We start from the raw sequence: 19729 nt of genomic DNA, 5'->3' as shown, positions 1-19729 counted from the left end.
GAAAACACATTTTGATTTATTCATTTTAAAGCTAATAGCAAAGGCTTTAAAATCATTGTATGTATACTTTGGAAAATAAAATATATTAAACTAAACGGAAATTAATTCAACAAAAAAATTGTCCGAAAAGCATTGCGTTCGCATGCCTTTCAGACAATTTTTTTTTTCAAAAATTAGCGAGTAGCTACTTCTACAATCATTGCGATGATGAACATTATTGTAAATACCCCAAAAGGTACGACGAAGCCAATACCAGCATCGATAGCATCATTGCGTTGAGAAGCGCGACCGCGGCCTTCAAATGGGTTTTCTGTTACGTAATTTGGATCGTTATGACCTGCCATATATATCCCTCCTACTCTTTTTCAATTATAAGTCAAGCCATTGCAAAAATCCATATGCAATCGAACTTTCCTCGCCATAGTATGTGCTAAATTGTCGCAATTTTGTCGGTGCCAGGCACGCAAACAATTCTGACAATTTTGTGCGCCCCATTGCATGAAGAGAAATGTTATACTAGGAGCGATGAAGTAAAAGAGGGGTTTCGTGATGATTACAAAAATTTGGCAAGATATAAAAAAAGGGGATATTGCACCTGTTTATTTGATTGTTGGCGAGGAAACGTATTTTATAGATGAGACGATAAAACGTTTGAAGGAAGCGTTAAGCGAGCAGGAGGAAGTCGAGATGATTCCTTTTGATTTAGCTGAGCAGCCTGTAGATATTGTAATAGATGAAGCAGACACATTGCCTTTTTTTACAGACAAAAAATTGATTATTGCTAAAAATGCTTCTTTTTTAAAGGCGACAGAAAAAGGGAAGGAAAAAATAGAGCATGATTTAAAGCGTTTGGAAACTTGGTTGTCTTATCCTACCGATACCGCAGTAACTGTTTTTATAGCGCCGTATGAAAAGTTAGATGAGCGTAAAAAAATAACAAAGTTAATGAAGGAGCATTCGGTTTTAATTGCGGCTGAAACACCGAAGGAGCAAGATTTGTATGTGTGGATTAAGCTTGAAATCGAGGCTTCGGGAAAAGCGATTGAGGACGGAGCCGCAGTGAGATTAGTGGAAACGGTAGGTGCCAATATGTTGCAGCTAAAAATGGAGCTAGAAAAAATGGCGCTTTATTTAGGGCAAGAGCATGAAATAACGGAAGCGCTTGTGGAGGAGCTTGTCGCGAAAACTTTGGAGCATGATGCCTTTAAAATGTTGAATGCTTATTTAGGCAATCGACAGGCGGAGGCGTTAACGATTTATCATGATTTATTACGCCAAAAAGAGGAGCCAATTATGCTCGTTGGCTTGCTAGCTTCAAATATTCGTACAATGAGCCAGGCGTTTTATTTATTAACAAAAGGCTATCATCCACAGCAAATTGCTAAACAGCTAAAAGTCCATCCATATCGCATAAAAATGATACTTGAACAGCGCAATCGCCCATCAGCGGAGCGATTATTACAGGCGCTCAACGCACTTGCCACTGTAGATTTACAATTAAAATCAGCAAGTAACAACCGAGCACGTATTTTAGAGCTATTTTTAATGAAACCTCTCCTTTAAAAGGAGGGGTTTTTTGACGAACTAGAAGATGAAAACTATAAAATTCAAATCCAAGAAAGCGATAGAGCTGTTTGAGAGATTATTTCGGAACAGCCGCTATAGTTTTCATCTAAAAACTTTTTTCATAAACAATATTCTAATTATACAGATGGAATATGAAAATTTGATGAAAATAAAATATTGTTCTATATCATTCTTAGAACTTTGGCAATCTAATGGAAAATGATACAAAAGCCATTTTTTCCTATTCCTTTCTAGTATGCTGTAGGTAAAGGAGGAGGAACGATTATGAGAATATTTCAAGTAGTATTAATTGGGCTCGGTGTCATTATTTCAATTGGAATTGGTTCTTATGTTAATCAAAAGTTTGTTTCAGAAACACCAGAACTAATAGTGGAAACTCCCATACTAGTAAGTACAAATCAAGTAACTACAGCAAGTAACTTATTTCCTAAAATTAGTATGGATGACGTGCCAGACAATAAAATGAAAGAAGATATTATTTATGGCTTTAATCTTTTTAACGAAACACATATTTATGCGGAAGAGAAGGTTGGGGCCAATTTGTCTTGTACGAGTTGTCACGCAGGGGCTGGCTTAGATGAAAATGTAGCATCCCTTGTAGGTGTAATGGCAGATTATCCAAAATATATCGCTCGCTCAGGTGATATTGTAACAATTGAAGAACGGATTAATGGCTGTATGGTTCGAAGCATGAATGGTGAAAAATTTGAAGTAAACAGTGATGAGCTTGAAGCAATGGTTGCCTATTTTAAATATATTTCTGAAGGTGTGACAATTGGTCAGGAACGACCATGGGCAAAATCAGCAGATATGAAAAAGGTGCCGACACCAAGCGTGACAGATGGGGAAAAGCTATATCAACAATCATGTGTTGCTTGTCATGCAGTAGATGGGACCGGAAATGGTGCGAACACAGGCCCGGCCTTATGGGGACCAGAATCATTTAATGATGGGGCAGGTTTAGGGCGTATGTCAAAAATGGCTGGCTATATTCAAGCATATATGCCTATAGGTGCGGCTGGCTCTCTATCTGATCAAGATGCAGCAGATTTAGCCGCTTATATTTTATCTCAAGACCGCCCAGAGTGGACGGGTCATGATAAAGATTGGCCACAAGGTGGAAAACCTTCTGATATTATGACGAAGGAGCGACGTGACCAAGTAAAAGATGGTACGATTAATTGGGAAGAAGTATTAGCAGATTTTAAATAAACTGACTTAAGGAGGCGTCCAAAAAGCTTTGTCTAACTGGCATTTTGGACGCTGACAATGGTGTTTTGGCAGTAAAGAAACGAAATTCTTCCTTTTCATGTACTTACAAAACAAATGACTTTTTTAACTTGCCACCCCAATTAATTTTGTTTGCCAAAAAAGTAACTTGTGACACTGTTTATAATACGACCTATTATTGTACCTACGAGAATAGAGGCCCCAATAAGCCCATAACCCATACCACTCCAACCACCTATAAACAAGCCGATAATAACAATACCTATGCTTATTATTAGTAGCCCATAAAAACTAATACTAAGATACGTATCTTTCTTCTCTGGAATAAATTTTTTCAAAAGTATCGATGCGACAACCAAAAGCACAGTTGCTCCGAACGCAATATAAATAAAAACTTCAAAACCTTCCATCAATCTAACCCCCTTACTGTATTCTACCACAGTAATATCTGTCAAAAAGCAACAAGGTTTACGAAAATAGACTTGCTTAAACATTATCGAAAATGTCTTAAAGGCAGGCGGTGCAATGCTTTTGGGACAATCGCTTTTTTATTAACATCAAAAGAGCAAAGTATAAATTCAAGAAAGCTTATTTTATTTGATTGCCGTCAAGATATTTATAACCTAAGCCTCGAACAGTTATAATTCGAGTTGGATTTTTAGGGTCATTTTCAATTTTAAGTCTTAATTTTTTGATATGTGCATCAATAGTGCGGTCTAATACTTCTCGTTCAATATTTGGGTATAAATGTGTAATTAAATCCTCGCGAGAAAGGATAATATTAGGATGATTCATGAAATAATATAGCATCATAAACTCATGTTTTGTCAAACTGATTTGTTTACCGTTTAGTAAAACCTCACCTTTTCGTGGTTTAATACAAAGCCCTTTATTTATTATCTTTTGACAAAATAATCCTGTTCTACGTAATACAGCTTCAATATGGGCAAGTAGTTCCTCTAAATTGATAGGCTTTACTAAATAGTCATCTGCGCCCATTTTTAAACCGTTAATTTTATCTTCTATAGTATGTTTGCTACTCATCATAATAATAGATATATCATGCATGTGATGATTTCTGACCCATTCGCAAAAAGCTTCTCCACTCATTCCAGGTAACAGTAAATCAAGTAAAATCATACATGGATAATCTGTATCTAGCTTTTCCATGGCTTCTTCAGCACTGTTTGCAATGGTAATATCATATTGATGATTTTGTAAAAAATCACTAACGATAGAGCACCATAATAAATCATCTTCTACAATTAAAATTTTTTGATTCATTTCAATCACCTTAAGTTAATAATAAAGTCTGTTCTGGAAAGAAATCGAATGATAAAAAATACCCCAAAAGTTAGATTTTTTCTAACCTTTGGGGTGCAGCATCATCATAATATATGACTTAAGCTTTTTTAGCTAAACGAGATTTTGTACGAGCAGCTGCGTTTTTGTGGATAAGACCTTTACCAACAGCAGTATCAACTGCTTTAGAAGCAGCAACTACTAATTCTTGTGCATTTTCAGCACCAGCAACTAAAGCTTGCTCAGCTTTTTTAACTGCAGTACGCATAGCAGATTTTGCTTGAGAGTTTGCTTCGTTTGCTTTTGCGTTAACTTTAACACGTTTAATAGCTGATTTAATATTTGGCATAACTTTCACCTCCTAAATATTAGGTACGAGATGAGTATCTTCTCACTTATTTCATGTGTCAATACAACAAAAATCATTCTACCAAACCCCAAGCTTAATTGCAATACATAAATGCAAAGAATATTTACTTGACAGTTTGACCACACTAAAAAATGAGGTGAAAATATGGAACAAGTAAATTGGGGTAGAACGGATTTAGTAGATGAAACAGATGAAGTGTTAACGTATGAATCCCAGCAACAGAAGGAAAGAACAGCGCGACAAAGCGGGGTTTTGATGGAAGAACTGCGTGAGCAGCGCGTTGAGATTACGAAGGTAACTGTATCAAAAGAAGGAGAACAGCAGATTGGCAAAAAGCAAGGAACATATATAACACTGTCGATTCCAACGCTTTACCCAAGTGATACGGATGGCTTTACACAATTGCAGCAAGTTTTGCAAAAGTATATTGCCATGCTGTTAAAAGATATTCATTACCAATCTCCAAATAAAATACTTATTGTAGGGCTAGGTAATAAAACGATTACACCAGATGCAATTGGACCGATAGCAATTGATGAGTTACAAAGCGCATTTTCAGAAAATCCGAATGAACAGTTCATCATGTATGCGCCGGGGGTAACGGGGCAAACGGGCTTTGAAACGAGTGAATTTGTAAAAGCCTTAGCGGAAAAAATTAAGCCAGCTGCCGTTATTGTTATTGATGCACTTGCGACAAGGAGCAGTAAGCGACTATGCCGTACGATTCAATTAACGGATACAGGCATTCATCCGGGTTCTGGTGTTGGCAATCAGCGTGCAGAAATATCAAAAGAGGTGCTTGGGATTCCTGTATTAGCTATCGGTATTCCGACTGTCGTGGAGGCGACTGTGCTAATAGCCGATGCAGTTGATATGGTATTTCGTTCGATAGCGGCGCGTATTAGCGAGCGTGAGAAGCCCTCTGGTAAACTTTCTGTAACAGGCTGGCGCTCAGATACGCAGAATGCCGATTTATCATTAGTGAAGCCGATTTTTGGTGAATGGTCGACATGGTCAATTGATGATAAAAGACAGTTATTTGAAGAAGCATTTCATGCACAGGAGCGCTTTATCGTCACACCAAAGGAAGTCGATATATGGCTTATGCAATATGCGCTATTAATTTCAAACAGTTTATTCCATTTAACTACAGCGGATTCATAAGTTCTAAACATTCTTCTCCTTCCATAGAGTAGTGGAAGGAGGGGATGCAAGCTATGAAAGTGATGCAACGCTTTTTTCTGCTGCTCTTTGTTTTATTTTTACTACCAATTATTATGGGACAGCTTCCTTTTCCGAATAACCATGTGGCTATAAAGGAAACTGAATCTGAATCTGTACCAGAAAAAAAGGTCGTTTATGCTGCTGCAACAACTATCAATCCTAGTCCTGTAAATGCCACGCCTAAACCTTTGGAAATTCTGTTTGTTTACACGCATTCTCATGAGGCATATAAGCCTGTTGTAGAAAGTAAAACAGGTATGCAGGCAGTGTATGATGAGCAAACGAATATTTTTACAATGCAACAGGCAATGCTTAATCATTTCCAATTAAATAATTTGCAAGGAACTGTGCTGGACGTTGATGTGATGAATGTAATGAAGCAGCAAGGGGCAGATTTTCACCAAGCATATCGAGTTGTGCGTCCGTATATTCAAGAGGAGCTGGCAACAAATTTATACGATTTAGTAATCGATTTTCATCGTGACGCAGTTGGAAGAAAGGTGACAACATTAGAAACACCTGAAATGAACTTTGCAAAAGTCGCGTTCGTTGTTGGGTTAGACCACCCAGGCTATGAAGGGAATTTGACGTATGCTGAAGCACTGCATACAGCAATGAACAATATTGTACCCGGAATTTCAAGAGGTGTGATGAAAAAGTCTGGTGTAGGTGTAGATGGTGTGTATAATCAAGATTTATTTCATAAAATGCTGTTAGTAGAGCTTGGCGGCATTGATAATACCGAAGAAGAAATTTTGCGTACAGTAGCAGTATTGGCACAGGCTATTGCAAAAATTAATGCGAATGAGAAAATATAGTAAGAAGGCATATCGTCATACTGCTGAGGTAGATTATTTTATCAAGATTCAGCAATTTTTTCTATGAAGTTGGTTACCTCAAAGCAAATGATTCTGTTACACGCACACAATTTATAGCGATTATGTATTGAGCAATGTATATTATTAAAAAATAAAAATTCTGTCGAGAAAATAGTTAGTAGCTTTCTCGGCAGTTTTTTTGCATTTTCCCATCGCTGAAATGCTTGATATTCTAGCATGTATCTAGCACTTGTCGTATACTAAAATAGGAAAATAATCATGTGGAGGAATTATGAAAAGAAAACATAGTAAATGGAAATTTGTTAGTTTAGTCTTGATAATTTTTATTTTATGCCTATCAACAGTTGCTGTTAATCCAGTGTCAGCAAGCACTGAACAACCGAAGACGGAAATGCGTGCTGTCTGGATTTCAACAGTTCTTAACATCGATATGAAAGCGGGCATGACGAAGGAGCAATACATAGCTTGGGTACGTCAAACATTAGATAAATTAAAAGCAAGCAAGTTAAATACGGTTATTTATCAAGTAAGACCAACAAATGATGCGATGTATCCATCGAAGCTTGCACCGTGGTCTTCTTATATAACAGGGAAAAAGCAAGGAACAAATCCGGGTTACGACCCACTGGCGATTATGGTAGAGGAAGCACATAGACGGGGGATGGAGTTACATGCATGGATGAACCCGTATCGTGTCACAATGCCTAGCCAAAAATTATCAGACCTCGCTTCAAATAATGTGGCAAGAACAAATCCGGGCTGGGTTGTTAAATATGGTAAGCAATACTATCTAAATCCCGGTTTACCAGAAGTACAAAACTATTTAGTAGAAACAGTAAAAGAGCTAGTAGCCAATTACGATATTGATGCAGTTCATATGGATGATTATTTTTATCCATACAAAATTGCGAAAGAAGCCTTTCCAGACCAATCTGCCTATAAAAAATATGGCGGCTCCTTTAAAAAGGTGGAGGACTGGCGACGAGATAATGTCAATCAGCTTGTAAAAAAGCTATATATAGCTATTAAAGAGACAAAGCCACATGTACAGTTCGGTATTTCACCATTCGGTGTATGGCGTAATAAATCGGTAGATAAAACAGGAAGTGATACGAAAGCGGGCGTCAATAATTATGATGATTTATACGCGGACGTAAGAACATGGATTAAAAATGGCACGATTGATTACATTGCACCACAAATTTATTGGTCAAGAACATTATCTGTTGCCAAATACGGAACGTTGTTAGATTGGTGGAGCCATGAAGTACAAACATATACAAAAACGCATCCCGTTCATCTATATATTGGACTTGCTGATTACAAGGTTGGCAATGATAGTGATGCAGCATGGAAAAATAAAATGGAGCTACCAAATCAAATACTTGCTAATCGCTCAGAAAAAACAGCGGCTATGGGGCAAATGCATTTTTCTTTAAAAAGTATGGAAAGCAATAAATTAGGCTATGCAACGATTGTTAATCAGCAGCTATATAACTATACAGCATTGACACCGGGTACGGTTTGGGATAATACGACAGCGCCTGCCGAACCAACTTTTGTACAAGTGACGAAGGAAGCAAGTGGTCGTAAAATTGAAATTATAGATGAAAATGCGATACAGCCACGCAAATATGTAATCTATCGTTTTGTAGGAAACAGTGAAGGCTCCTATGATAATCCCAAAAACATAGTGGATGTTGTTTATAATATGAATGGTATTACCGCATTTGTGGATAAGACAGCTCTTGCTAAACATAGCTATACATATGGTATTACTGCTATATCTGCCACAGGTGTGGAAAGCAAAAATGCTTTTGTGGTGAAAGAAGGCAAATGACCAGCCTATTTTAGGCTCTTCATCTCGAATCACCCGCCCATTTGCAATGGATACAGGAATAGGTAAAAACTTTAGATGTTAACAAAGAAAAACTATCCTTCCTGTATTTTTTTATTTTGTTGCTTAATTCAGTAGATGCCTAAAGAGCTTCCTGTAAAAACATTATAATAACTAGGAGATAAACGTTATGTTGACTTAAAACCGCAGGCGTGAGAAATTCTACTTGTTTGCTCAAAAAAATCTGAACTAGTATTAGTTAAAGCACACACGAATATGTCTTATTTTACATAATCAAAAAACAATCTAAATGTGCTGAGTTGTTGATACAATCGCATTCCCATTTAGTCTAATGTTGTGCTTTATGTATTGTTCATAGTATAATTTAATATAGTTTACATTTAGGAGAGAACATATACATGAACCGAGAAGAACGTTTGAAACGACAACAGAATATCCGAAATTTCTCGATTATTGCCCATATCGACCATGGGAAATCGACATTAGCGGACCGACTTTTAGAATCAACACAAACAGTAACACAGCGCGAAATGAAGTCGCAGCTACTTGATTCCATGGACTTAGAGCGTGAGCGCGGCATCACGATTAAATTAAATGCTGTCCAATTAAAATATTTGGCGAAAGATGGAGAAACGTATACATTCCATTTAATTGATACACCGGGGCACGTCGATTTTACGTATGAAGTATCGCGTTCCTTAGCGGCATGTGAAGGAGCTATTTTAGTTGTTGATGCGGCGCAAGGGATTGAAGCGCAGACATTAGCAAATGTTTATTTAGCTTTGGATAATGACCTAGAAATTCTACCAGTTATTAATAAAATCGATTTGCCTGCTGCTGACCCAGAGCGCGTCAAGCAGGAAATTGAAGATGTTATTGGTTTAGATGCATCAGAGGCAGTTTTAGCATCAGCTAAGGCCGGTATTGGGATTCAGGATATTTTAGAGCAAGTTGTAGAAAAAGTGCCTGCGCCAGCGGGTGACCCTGAAGCGCCGTTGCAAGCCTTAATTTTTGACTCTGTTTATGATGCATATAAAGGTGTTATTATTTCAATCCGAATCGTGAATGGTACAGTGAAACCTGGCGATAAAATCCGCATGATGGCTACTGGTGCAGAATTCGAGGTAATTGAAGTAGGGATTCATACACCAAAATCAGTGCCACAAGCAGAGTTAACAGTTGGGGATGTTGGTTATTTAACGGCTTCTATTAAAAATGTTCAAGATACACGTGTTGGTGATACGGTAACATTTGCAGGCAGTAAAGGCGCAACAGAAGCATTACCGGGCTACCGTAAATTAAACCCAATGGTATTCTGTGGCTTATATCCGATTGATACAGCAAAATATAATGATTTACGTGAGGCGTTGGAGAAATTAGAGTTAAATGACTCTGCATTACAGTATGAGCCAGAAACTTCACAAGCACTTGGCTTCGGCTTCCGCTGTGGCTTCTTAGGCTTACTGCATATGGAAATTATTCAAGAGCGCATCGAGCGTGAATTCAATATTGACTTGATTACAACAGCACCATCTGTTATTTATGAAGTATTTATGACGGATGACACGTCACTTCGTGTTGATAACCCATCGATGATGCCAGACCCACAAAAAATTGATCGCATCGAGGAGCCTTATGTAAAGGCGACAATTATGGTTCCGAATGATTATGTTGGCGCAGTAATGGAGCTATGTCAAATGAAGCGCGGTAATTTCATGGGCATGGATTATATCGATACGACACGCGTTAGCATTCAATATGAAATCCCACTTTCGGAAATTGTTTACGATTTCTTTGATTATTTAAAATCAAATACGAAAGGCTACGCATCATTTGACTATGAGCTTATTGGCTATAAGCCATCAAAGCTTGTAAAAATGGATATTTTATTAAACAGCGAACATGTCGATGCACTAAGCTTCATCGTCCACCGTGATTTTGCTTACGAGCGCGGTAAAGTAATTGTAGAAAAGCTGAAAGAATTAATTCCTAGACAGCAATTCGAAGTGCCTGTACAAGCGGCAATCGGACAAAAAATCGTCGCGCGTTCTACAATTAAAGCCATCCGCAAAAACGTTCTAGCAAAATGTTACGGTGGAGATATTTCTCGTAAACGCAAGCTTCTTGATAAACAAAAAGAAGGTAAGAAGCGCATGAAGCAAGTAGGTTCTGTAGAAGTTCCTCAGGAAGCATTCATGGCTGTGCTGAAGATGGACGACCAGAAATAACTAATAATCGAACATTTTATTATCGACAAAGTCTGCCAATTAATTTCTGTTATTGGCAGATTTTTTCTTGATTTAGTTAAACATTTTTCTTCAACTTGATAGAATTAGCTTAGGTGAAAATAAAGAGGAGGCATGCAAAATGAAACAAATAATTGCGATGGGTGGCGGTGGTTTTTCAATGGAGCCGAATAATCAGTTGCTAGACCAATATATTTTGAAGCAAAGTGGGAAAGTATGCCCTAAAATTTGCTTTTTAGCAACCGCAAGTGGAGATTCGCAAGATTATATTGCACATTTTTATCAATTTTTTGAGCAACAATCATGCCAGCCTAGTCATTTGTCTATAATGAATACAAATGATATAGAGTCATTTTTACTTGCTCAGGATATTATTTATGTCGGCGGTGGCAATACGAAAAATATGTTAATGCTTTGGAAAGAGCATGAGATAGATAAAATTTTACATAAAGCTTGGTCGCAAGGAATTGTGTTAGCTGGTATTAGCGCAGGGGCTATTTGTTGGTTCGAACAAGGTGTAACGGATTCTTATGGGGGAGACTTGGCAGCGTTACAATGTTTAGGTTTTCTACGCGGGAGTAATTGCCCACATTATGACGGAGAAGTGGTGCGTAGACGGAGTTATCATCAACTAATTACACGAGGAGAAATTCAACCGGGTTACGCGTTGGATGATGGTGTGGCAATTCATTTTATAGAACAAAATGTGCAGGCAATCGTTAGCTCAAGACCGCATGCAAAAGCATATCAAGTAATATGCGATAAGCAAATAACCGAAATAGAGCTTAAGCCAGCCTATCTAGGTGCTGAATGGGAGGAATAAAATGGAGAGTAAAGCAGCTGAAAATATTAGGGGAAATTTAAAAGCGGATTGTACGAAATGCTTTGGGCTGTGCTGTACAGCGCTTAATATTGTTGCATCGAGTGATTTCGCTATGAATAAGCCTGCTGAAACACCTTGTTCTAATTTGCAAAAAGATTTTCGTTGTAAAATACATAAAAATTTAAGGGCAGAAGGATTTAAAGGATGTACAGTATTCGATTGTTTAGGGGCTGGACAAAAAGTCTCTCAACATACGTTTGATGGACAAAACTGGCAGGATTATCCTGAGGTTTCTCAAAAAATGTTCCGTGTATTTCCGATTATGCAACAACTTTATGAAATGATTGCCTTTGTGGCTGAAGCATTGACATATCCAATTTCACATTCAATGAGAAATCAGTTAGACAAACAGTTGGGCAAGTTGCAGAGCCTAACAAATATGGACGCTGACTACTTATTAGCATTAGATATTATCGGCTGTCGGCAACCAATCAATGAACTGCTTTTAGAAACAAGTGAGTATATCCGTAGTGAGCTAAGTTCAAACGTTTTTAAAATAAAAAAAGGAAAACAATGTCGAGGTATAGATTGGGTTGGCAAAAATCTGAAAGGGAAAGATTTAAGAACGACCGATTTAAGAGGAGCTTATTTAATTGCGGCAAATTTGCAGGATTCGGATTTAAGGGGCGCTGATTTTATTGGAGCCGATTTACGCGATGCCAATTTAAGAGGGGCGAATCTTTCTACGGCTATGTTTTTAACGCAAATGCAAATTAATTCAGCGCATGGTGACAATCGAACGAAATTACCAGCCCATATTCAGTCTCCATTGCACTGGCTGTCTGAAAAATAGCATAGTCGCTCATTTTCTAGACAGCCTTACTTGCTAATTTACTAAATAAATGAGTAATGATAATAATGCTGCAAAGAAGAAAACAATACTAATAATAATCAAATGACGTTTTTTGCCCATCACAACAATTGCAACATACTCGCGAATCATAGCATTCGGCCAATAGTAAAAGGCCGTTTTTGCGCCGATTCCTTGGCTGTTTAAACCTGCTTGCCGCGCATACAAGCCTGCTCGAAATAAATGAAAATTATTCGTAGTGAAAATGCTGTTATACTTAGGCTTTAATGAATCCATAATTCGCTTAGAAAAAAGCATATTTTCATACGTATTGACAGATTTATTTTCCTGCATAGTGTGCTCAAGCGGAATTCCTTTTTCGAGCGCATATTTTTGCATTGCCTCCGCCTCTGGAAGCCCTTCATTTGGACCTTGACCACCAGAAAAAATAATTATCGGAGGCGTTGTCACCTTAGCCTGTTTATGATAAAAATCAATTGCCTTATTAATCCTACTTGCCAAAAGTGGCGGTACTTTATCATTGATTAAACCGCTGCCTAATACGATAATGAAATCCTGGTGTAGGCGTGGGCGATTAAATTGATATAAAAAATAAGCAGATAGAAAGTTTGACACATGGAATAAAAAATACATAATAACAAAAGAAGTTGCTGCAAAGAATGGTTGAAATTCTAATGGAAATCGACCTGTTAAGTTGAATGACCCTATAATAAAATAGGCAACAATAGCAAGACCTAACAGCAATGTTAAGGAATTGGCAAAACGTCGCCCTTCTCTACGCATTAAAGTGCGGGCATTCAAAAATAATGCGACAGTGAAAGCTACTATTGCAAAAGGAATTAATAGGAGCAAGGCAGCGACAGGTATAATAATAGCGAGCTTCAATATATACTGCTCAGACGATAATGAGACCGCTAAGCAAAATGTTAAAAAAGTAATAAGGAAAAAGTTAAATAGAAAGCCATTGATTATTTTTCTAGGGTCTATTAAATATGAAATAAGAAAAATAATAAACAGGGAAAGCGGGATAATTCCGAGATATAAATACAAAGTGAGACACCTCCACCAATTATGATGAAGGCTAAAGAACAATTCGTCAATGCTCTATGTAATTCGCCGTAGCGTAATGAATCAGTTTTATCAGCGCTGTTTTTTCGTTATAATTGTAGGAACTCAAGTTGTAATTTGCACAACCGACTTAAAAAAGGGAAGTGATTTTAATGGCTAGAGGTGTTTATATTCATATTCCCTTCTGTCATCAAATTTGTCATTACTGTGATTTTAATAAAGTATTTTTTAAAAATCAGCCAGTAGATGAATATATTGAGGCACTTGGACAAGAAATAGCGATGGTTGTAGAGCAGCATCCAGAGGCATTTCAACAAATTGAAACGATTTTTTTAGGTGGAGGAACTCCAACCTCCTTATCTGCAACACAAATTAGTCGATTACTTGAAATTATTCGAAACTTTATCCCGATGCAATACGTAAAAGAGTTTACATCGGAAGCAAATCCAGACGAGTTGACGCGAGATAAGTTGCAAGCATTGTATGCTGGTGGTGTGAACCGATTAAGTATGGGTGTACAGTCCTTTGATGCCGAACTGCTAACGAAAATCGGACGTACACATAGCAATTCGCATGTATATGAGGCGATTAAAACAGCGAAGCAAGTAGGTTTTGACAACATAAGCATCGATTTAATGTATGGTCTACCTGGACAAACGATGGAGCAGTGGGAGCAAACATTGCAAGCAGCCTTAGCGCTGCAGCTACCACATTTTTCAGCCTATTCATTAATCGTTGAGCCAAAAACTGTCTTTTACATTCAATACGCAAAAGGCAAATTGCATTTACCGACGCAAGATTTAGAGGCAGATATGTATGATATGTTATTGCGTGAAATGGAGGCAGCAGGCTTAGCGCAATATGAAATTAGCAATTTTGCACGTGATGGCTTTGCCTCTGTGCATAATAAAATTTATTGGGATAACGATGAGTATGCTGGCTTCGGTGCAGGTGCACATGGCTATTTGGCGGGGGTGCGTTATTCCAATCATGGTCCAATTAAGAAATATATTGAAACAGTGCAATCAGGTGTGCGTCCAATTATTCATGAGCATGTCGTTTCATTAGAAGAAAAAATGGAGGAGCAAATGTTTTTAGGTCTACGTAAAGTAGAAGGTGTAACATTTGAGTCATATGAAAGGAAAATGCATGAATCGATGCAAAAACGCTATGGTGACGTAATTGAGCAGCTTGTGAAAGAAGGGCTTTTACAACAGGACGAGCATGGAATTCGTCTAACTCGAAAAGGGCGCTTTGTAGGCAACGAGGTATTCCAACAGTTTTTAGTTTGATGATTGGAAGCATTAGCTATAAAAAACGCTTAAATGGAGGGCTACTCTATCTTGCAATAATAACAAATAACTGCCTCAAAATTACTTTTCAGACAGCGGCTTGTTAAATCGAGCGATATGGTTGACATCAATTTAGAGATTTGTTAATTTATTAGTAGTATTAGCACTCCATTAAAACGAGTGCTAACAGAGGTGATCAAAGTGCTAACAAATCGTCAGTTGCAAATTTTACAAGTAATTGTAGATGATTTTGTAACTTCTGCTCAGCCTGTTGGTTCACGTCAAATATCGAAGAGAGAGGGTATTATGTATAGCCCCGCAACGATTCGCAACGAAATGGCGGATCTTGAGGAGCTTGGCTTTTTAGAAAAAACCCATACTTCTTCAGGACGTGTGCCGTCTGAAAAGGGCTATCGTTTTTATGTCGATCATTTATTACAGCCTCATATGATTCGTGATGAAGAAATAAGTCAAATTCAATCTGTTTTCAATCACCGCATTGGTGAAATGGAGGAGCTTATTCGAGAATCAGCTAACATTTTGTCGGAATTAACGACATATACAGCGATTTTACTTGGTCCAGATGTGCAGCAGCATAAAGTGAGAAAATTTCAAATTGTGCCGCTCTCAGAGCAAACAGCTGTTGCAATCGTTGTAACAGACAATGGTCATGTGGAAAATCGTGTTCTAACTTTACCGCAAGGATTTAGTCCTTCGGATATTGAAAAAATGGTCAATATTTTAAATGACCGCTTAATCGGTGTGCCGCTGCATGAGCTACACATCAAACTCGAGGCTGAAGTGCTAAGCTTATTAAAGCAACATATTGCCGCAGCAGATTCAATCGTTCAATCATTAGTAGATGTTTCAATAAGTCAAAAAGAAGGAAAAATCTATTATGGTGGTAAAACGAATATGTTAAACCAGCCGGAGTTTCATGATTTGAATAAAATTCGTATGCTAATGGATTTGATGGATAAAGAAAGCCAACTGCAAACTTTATTCCAGCCAAATCAAGTAGGTATTCAAATTCGCATTGGCTCTGAAAATAATCTTTTAGCAATGGAAAACTGTAGTGTGATTACGACGGCCTTTTCAACTGGTGAAGAGCAACATGGTGCCATTGCGATTATCGGACCAACACGGATGGACTATCGACGTGTCGTCACTTTATTAGAGATGATGCGTAGTGGTCTAACGAGCGCCTTAACGAAACATTAGCAACGATTGAAGGAGGATATAGGGTGTCAGAAAAAGTGGAAAATCAAGAACTAGAGCAACAAATTGCTGAAGAAGTAGAGGTAGAGGAAGCCGCTACCCCACTAGATGAAAACGAGCAAAAAATCGCAGAGCTTGAAGCAAAATTGGCAGAGCAAGAGGATCGTTATTTACGATTGCGAGCTGACTATGACAATATGCTACGTCGCAATAAATTGGATAGAGAGGCGGCAGAAAAATTCCGTGCACAAAGCTTGTTAACGGATTTAATTGCTGTACTAGATAATTTAGAGCGTGCCCTACAAGTGGAAGTTACATCAGAAGAAGCGACGTCATTATATACAGGGGTTGAAATGGTGTACCGTCAATTCATAGAGGCAACAGCGAAAGAGGGATTAGAGGCAATTCCTGCTGAAGGGGAGCAATTTGATCCGAATTTCCATCAAGCTGTTATGCAAGAGCAGGATAGCGAGAAGGAATCGGGCATTGTTTTACGCGAGTTGCAAAAAGGCTATAAATTAAAAGACCGCGTATTAAGAGCGGCGATGGTTTCTGTAAACGAATAATTGATAACTTCATTTACAGCGCATAATTGTCAGTAAAACACTGCATATCCTATGCGTTCATAATAAATTAATTATACTTGTGTTTAATTATTAGGAGGAAAATTTCAAATGAGCAAAATTATCGGTATTGACTTAGGTACAACTAACTCTTGTGTATCTGTATTAGAAGGCGGAGAACCAAAAGTAATTCCAAACCCAGAAGGTAACCGTACATCACCATCTGTTGTGGCGTTTAAAAACGGTGAGCGTCAAGTTGGTGAAGTGGCAAAACGTCAATCTGTAACAAATCCAAACACAATTATGTCAATTAAATCAAAAATGGGAACTGCTGACAAAGTAACTATTGAGGACAATGATTATACACCGCAAGAAATTTCTGCGATGATTCTTCAATATTTAAAAGGCTATGCTGAAGATTACTTAGGTGAAAAGGTAACGAAGGCTGTTATTACAGTTCCTGCTTACTTCAATGATGCACAGCGTCAAGCAACAAAAGACGCTGGTAAAATTGCGGGACTTGAAGTAGAGCGTATCATTAATGAGCCTACAGCAGCAGCGCTTGCTTACGGTTTAGATAAACAAGATGAAGACCAAAAAGTACTAGTATTTGACCTTGGTGGTGGTACGTTTGACGTATCGATTCTTGAACTAGGCGATGGTGTATTCGAAGTATTAGCGACAGCGGGTGACAACAAGCTTGGTGGCGATGACTTCGACGACAAAATTATCGCTTTCCTAGTGGAAGAATTCAGAAAAGAAAATGCGATTGATTTATCAAAAGATAAAATGGCTATGCAACGTTTAAAAGATGCTGCTGAAAAAGCGAAAAAAGATTTGTCTGGTGTAACATCAACACAAATTTCATTACCATTCATCACAGCAGGTGCTGATGGCCCACTACACTTAGAAGTAACATTAACTCGTGCGAAATTCGATGATTTAACTCGCGATTTAGTAGAGCGTACAATTATTCCAACACGTCAAGCATTATCTGATGCAGGTCTTTCAGCTTCTGAGCTAGATAAAGTAATTCTTGTTGGTGGTTCTACTCGTATTCCTGCTGTAGTGGAAGCAATTAAAAATGCAACAGGTAAAGAGCCACATAAAGGTGTAAACCCAGACGAAGTAGTAGCAATGGGGGCGGCTGTACAAGGCGGCGTTTTAACTGGTGATGTAAAAGATATCGTGTTATTAGACGTAACACCGCTATCATTAGGTATTGAAACAATGGGTGGCGTGTTTACAAAATTAATCGACCGCAACACAACGATTCCTACATCGAAATCACAAGTATTCTCTACAGCTGCGGACAACCAACCAGCAGTAGATATTCACGTATTACAAGGGGAACGCCCAATGGCAGCAGACAATAAAACATTAGGTCGCTTCCAACTAGCTGATATTCCACCAGCACCACGTGGCATTCCACAAATTGAAGTAACATTTGATATCGATAAAAACGGTATCGTATCTGTTAAAGCGAAAGATTTAGGCACGAATAAAGAACAAACAATTGTAATTCAATCTGACTCTGGCTTAACGGATGAAGAGGTTGAGCGTATGGTGAAAGACGCTGAAGCAAATGCTGAGGCAGATGCAAAGCGCAAGGAAGAAGCAGAGCTACGCAATGAAGCGGATCAACTTGTATTCCAAGTGGATAAAACAGTAACGGATTTAGGAGAGCAAATTTCTGAGGATGAGAAGAAATCTGTGGAAGACGCTCGCGATGAATTAAAGGCAGCTTTAGAAGCTGGCGAATTTGAAGGAATTAAAGCAGCGAAAGAAAAATTAGAAGGTATTTTACAACCGCTAGTTATGAAAGTTTATGAACAAGCTGCTGCAGCAGCTCAGGCTGCACAAGGTGATGCAGATGCAAACACAGACAAAAAAGATGACGGTGTTGTAGATGCTGACTTTGAAGAAGTAAAAGACGATAAATAATCGTAAAAAAAGCCAAAGACCGCTTGCGGCTTTGGCTTTTCACTGTTCAAAAACTGCCCCGTATGGATGGATGATTTTTTCATTTGCATAGTATAAATTTAGAGCAGTTTTTGTCGTCACATGGTAAAATAAACTTTATGCAAAAAAGATCGGAGTGTAATTAGATGAGTAAGCGCGATTATTATGAAGTGCTAGGCCTTGCAAAAGGTGCCAGTAAGGATGAGATAAAAAAAGCATATCGAAAACTGTCGAAGCAGTATCACCCAGACATTAATAAAGAGCCAGGTGCTGACGAAAAATTTAAAGAAATCGCAGAAGCATATGAAGTGTTATCTGATGAGCAGAAGAAAGCACGCTATGATCAGTTTGGTCATGAGGACCCGAATGCTGGCTTTGGCGGTGGCGGATTTAGCGGCGGCTTTGGCGGCTTCGAAGATATTTTTAGCTCATTTTTCGGTGGCGGTCGACGTCAAGATCCAAACGCACCGCGCAAAGGTGACGACCTGCAATATCGCATGAATATTAATTTTGAGGAAGCGGTATTTGGCAAGGAGGCAGAAATTGAAATTCCAAAAGATGAGCCTTGTGACACATGTCATGGCTCAGGGGCTAAACCGGGTACAACACCTCAAAAATGTTCTCAATGTAACGGGGCAGGGCAAATTAATCAAACAGTTGATACGCCATTAGGTCGTATGGTAAATAAGCGAAGCTGTCCAAGTTGCCGTGGCGCAGGTAAAATTATTGTAGATAAATGTACAACGTGTCGTGGTGCAGGTACAGTTCAAAAACGCAAGAAAATTAAAGTAACAATTCCTGCTGGTGTAGATGATGGACAGCAATTACGTGTTGCAGGTCAAGGGGAGCCAGGTGTTAATGGCGGTCCCGCGGGGGATTTATATATCGTGTTCTACGTGCGCAACCACGAATATTTTGAGCGTGATGGTGACGATATTTATTACGAATTAAAGCTAACATTCCCTCAAGCAGCATTAGGCGATGAAATTGAAGTGCCTACAGTCCATGGAAAAGTGAAGCTGAAAATTCCTGCGGGCACGCAATCTGGTGCACAATTCCGCATTAAGGACAAAGGAATTAAAAATGTGCATGGCTATGGAACAGGTCATCAATATGTCGTTGTAAAAGTGATTACACCAACAAAGTTGACAGAAAAGCAAAAGCAATTATTGCGTGATTTTGCAGAAATTAGCGGTGATATTCCAGAAGAACATGGTAGCTCCTTATGGGATCAGCTAAAGAAAAAATTTAAGGGTGAATAATTTTAAGAGGAGTG

At 38.3% G+C, this 19729-nt stretch carries 18 protein-coding genes; 13 read left to right on the top strand and 5 right to left on the bottom strand.

Features of this window, described 5'->3' with window-relative positions; genetic code table 11:
• Window positions 1-173 precede the first annotated feature (173 nt).
• Complete coding sequence (locus tag MHH70_RS04890) at window positions 174-344, bottom strand: YqzM family protein (protein ID WP_082799124.1); 171 nt, start codon at window positions 342-344, stop codon at window positions 174-176.
• Window positions 345-549: 205 nt separating this feature from the next.
• Here MHH70_RS04890 and holA point away from each other — a divergent pair, with 205 nt between their 5' ends.
• Together holA and MHH70_RS04880 are read left to right on the top strand one after the other, a co-directional pair.
• Window positions 550-1563 carry a DNA polymerase III subunit delta gene (gene holA / locus MHH70_RS04885; RefSeq protein ID WP_342472700.1) on the top strand — a complete coding sequence of 338 codons (1014 nt, stop codon included), beginning with the start codon at window positions 550-552 and terminating at the stop codon, window positions 1561-1563.
• Between the two features lie 288 nt (window positions 1564-1851).
• Complete coding sequence (locus MHH70_RS04880) at window positions 1852-2799, top strand: c-type cytochrome (RefSeq protein WP_342472699.1); 948 nt, start codon at window positions 1852-1854, stop codon at window positions 2797-2799.
• Window positions 2800-2939: 140 nt separating this feature from the next.
• On the opposite strand, the gene MHH70_RS04875 is transcribed toward MHH70_RS04880, so the two are convergent.
• The 3 genes from MHH70_RS04875 to rpsT all read right to left on the bottom strand — a co-directional run bounded on the left by MHH70_RS04875 (window position 2940) and on the right by rpsT (window position 4468).
• A complete protein-coding gene (locus MHH70_RS04875) occupies window positions 2940-3227 on the bottom strand; it encodes a YesK family protein (protein WP_342472698.1) in 288 nt (95 codons plus the stop codon).
• Between the two features lie 178 nt (window positions 3228-3405).
• A complete protein-coding gene (locus tag MHH70_RS04870) occupies window positions 3406-4101 on the bottom strand; it encodes a response regulator transcription factor (RefSeq protein WP_342472697.1) in 696 nt (231 codons plus the stop codon).
• Between the two features lie 118 nt (window positions 4102-4219).
• Complete coding sequence (rpsT, locus tag MHH70_RS04865) at window positions 4220-4468, bottom strand: 30S ribosomal protein S20 (protein WP_066171347.1); 249 nt, start codon at window positions 4466-4468, stop codon at window positions 4220-4222.
• A gap of 165 nt (window positions 4469-4633) precedes the next feature.
• Between rpsT and gpr the strand changes: the two genes are divergently transcribed.
• The 6 genes from gpr to MHH70_RS04835 all read left to right on the top strand — a co-directional run bounded on the left by gpr (window position 4634) and on the right by MHH70_RS04835 (window position 12332).
• Window positions 4634-5653, top strand: coding sequence for a GPR endopeptidase (gene gpr / locus MHH70_RS04860; protein ID WP_066171342.1), 1020 nt, complete (start codon window positions 4634-4636; stop codon window positions 5651-5653).
• A gap of 53 nt (window positions 5654-5706) precedes the next feature.
• The gene (gene spoIIP / locus MHH70_RS04855) at window positions 5707-6531 is read left to right on the top strand and encodes a stage II sporulation protein P (protein ID WP_066171339.1); all 825 of its coding nucleotides are present in this window, start codon (window positions 5707-5709) and stop codon (window positions 6529-6531) included.
• Between the two features lie 292 nt (window positions 6532-6823).
• A complete protein-coding gene (locus tag MHH70_RS04850; protein WP_342472696.1) occupies window positions 6824-8392 on the top strand; it encodes a family 10 glycosylhydrolase in 1569 nt (522 codons plus the stop codon).
• A 416-nt stretch (window positions 8393-8808) separates the two neighbouring features.
• Entirely contained in the window at window positions 8809-10638 is a 1830-nt protein-coding gene (lepA, locus tag MHH70_RS04845; protein WP_066171333.1) for a translation elongation factor 4, read from the top strand.
• Between the two features lie 139 nt (window positions 10639-10777).
• Window positions 10778-11479, top strand: a complete 702-nt coding sequence (locus MHH70_RS04840; protein ID WP_342472695.1) for a Type 1 glutamine amidotransferase-like domain-containing protein — start codon at window positions 10778-10780, stop codon at window positions 11477-11479.
• A gap of 1 nt (window position 11480) precedes the next feature.
• Window positions 11481-12332, top strand: a complete 852-nt coding sequence (locus MHH70_RS04835; protein ID WP_342472694.1) for a pentapeptide repeat-containing protein — start codon at window positions 11481-11483, stop codon at window positions 12330-12332.
• A gap of 33 nt (window positions 12333-12365) precedes the next feature.
• Here MHH70_RS04835 and MHH70_RS04830 read toward each other — a convergent pair whose 3' ends face one another.
• Window positions 12366-13400, bottom strand: a complete 1035-nt coding sequence (locus MHH70_RS04830) for a YdcF family protein (protein ID WP_107942463.1) — start codon at window positions 13398-13400, stop codon at window positions 12366-12368.
• Window positions 13401-13570: 170 nt separating this feature from the next.
• Between MHH70_RS04830 and hemW the strand changes: the two genes are divergently transcribed.
• The 5 genes from hemW (at window position 13571) to dnaJ (ending at window position 19715) form a co-directional block, all read left to right on the top strand.
• Complete coding sequence (hemW, locus tag MHH70_RS04825) at window positions 13571-14710, top strand: radical SAM family heme chaperone HemW (RefSeq protein ID WP_342472693.1); 1140 nt, start codon at window positions 13571-13573, stop codon at window positions 14708-14710.
• Window positions 14711-14911: 201 nt separating this feature from the next.
• Window positions 14912-15931: a heat-inducible transcriptional repressor HrcA gene (hrcA, locus tag MHH70_RS04820; RefSeq protein ID WP_066164132.1), complete on the top strand. Its 1020-nt coding sequence runs from the start codon at window positions 14912-14914 to the stop codon at window positions 15929-15931.
• A gap of 23 nt (window positions 15932-15954) precedes the next feature.
• Window positions 15955-16494 (top strand): nucleotide exchange factor GrpE, encoded by a 540-nt coding sequence (gene grpE, locus MHH70_RS04815; protein ID WP_342472692.1) that lies wholly within the window; start codon window positions 15955-15957, stop codon window positions 16492-16494.
• Window positions 16495-16602: 108 nt separating this feature from the next.
• The gene (gene dnaK, locus MHH70_RS04810) at window positions 16603-18435 is read left to right on the top strand and encodes a molecular chaperone DnaK (protein WP_066164127.1); all 1833 of its coding nucleotides are present in this window, start codon (window positions 16603-16605) and stop codon (window positions 18433-18435) included.
• Window positions 18436-18599: 164 nt separating this feature from the next.
• Window positions 18600-19715, top strand: a complete 1116-nt coding sequence (gene dnaJ / locus MHH70_RS04805; protein WP_107942467.1) for a molecular chaperone DnaJ — start codon at window positions 18600-18602, stop codon at window positions 19713-19715.
• The last annotated feature ends 14 nt before the right edge of the window (window positions 19716-19729 follow it).

Origin of the sequence: Metasolibacillus sp. FSL H7-0170, assembly GCF_038593115.1 — a bacterium.
Lineage (GTDB): Bacteria > Bacillota > Bacilli > Bacillales_A > Planococcaceae > Metasolibacillus > Metasolibacillus fluoroglycofenilyticus.
Note: the sequence above shows the minus strand (reverse complement) of the source record. Positions and strands in the feature narration are given on the sequence as shown.

Coding starts and splice junctions, on each gene's coding strand:
- MHH70_RS04835 (WP_342472694.1), top strand. CDS start 11,481: ATGGAGAGTAAAGCAGCTGAAAATATTAGGGGAAATTTAAAAGCGGAT.
- dnaJ (WP_107942467.1), top strand. CDS start 18,600: ATGAGTAAGCGCGATTATTATGAAGTGCTAGGCCTTGCAAAAGGTGCC.
- MHH70_RS04850 (WP_342472696.1), top strand. CDS start 6,824: ATGAAAAGAAAACATAGTAAATGGAAATTTGTTAGTTTAGTCTTGATA.
- spoIIP (WP_066171339.1), top strand. CDS start 5,707: ATGAAAGTGATGCAACGCTTTTTTCTGCTGCTCTTTGTTTTATTTTTA.
- holA (WP_342472700.1), top strand. CDS start 550: ATGATTACAAAAATTTGGCAAGATATAAAAAAAGGGGATATTGCACCT.
- MHH70_RS04840 (WP_342472695.1), top strand. CDS start 10,778: ATGAAACAAATAATTGCGATGGGTGGCGGTGGTTTTTCAATGGAGCCG.
- dnaK (WP_066164127.1), top strand. CDS start 16,603: ATGAGCAAAATTATCGGTATTGACTTAGGTACAACTAACTCTTGTGTA.
- gpr (WP_066171342.1), top strand. CDS start 4,634: ATGGAACAAGTAAATTGGGGTAGAACGGATTTAGTAGATGAAACAGAT.
- rpsT (WP_066171347.1), bottom strand. CDS start 4,468: ATGCCAAATATTAAATCAGCTATTAAACGTGTTAAAGTTAACGCAAAA.
- hemW (WP_342472693.1), top strand. CDS start 13,571: ATGGCTAGAGGTGTTTATATTCATATTCCCTTCTGTCATCAAATTTGT.
- MHH70_RS04880 (WP_342472699.1), top strand. CDS start 1,852: ATGAGAATATTTCAAGTAGTATTAATTGGGCTCGGTGTCATTATTTCA.
- lepA (WP_066171333.1), top strand. CDS start 8,809: ATGAACCGAGAAGAACGTTTGAAACGACAACAGAATATCCGAAATTTC.
- MHH70_RS04890 (WP_082799124.1), bottom strand. CDS start 344: ATGGCAGGTCATAACGATCCAAATTACGTAACAGAAAACCCATTTGAA.
- MHH70_RS04875 (WP_342472698.1), bottom strand. CDS start 3,227: ATGGAAGGTTTTGAAGTTTTTATTTATATTGCGTTCGGAGCAACTGTG.
- MHH70_RS04870 (WP_342472697.1), bottom strand. CDS start 4,101: ATGAATCAAAAAATTTTAATTGTAGAAGATGATTTATTATGGTGCTCT.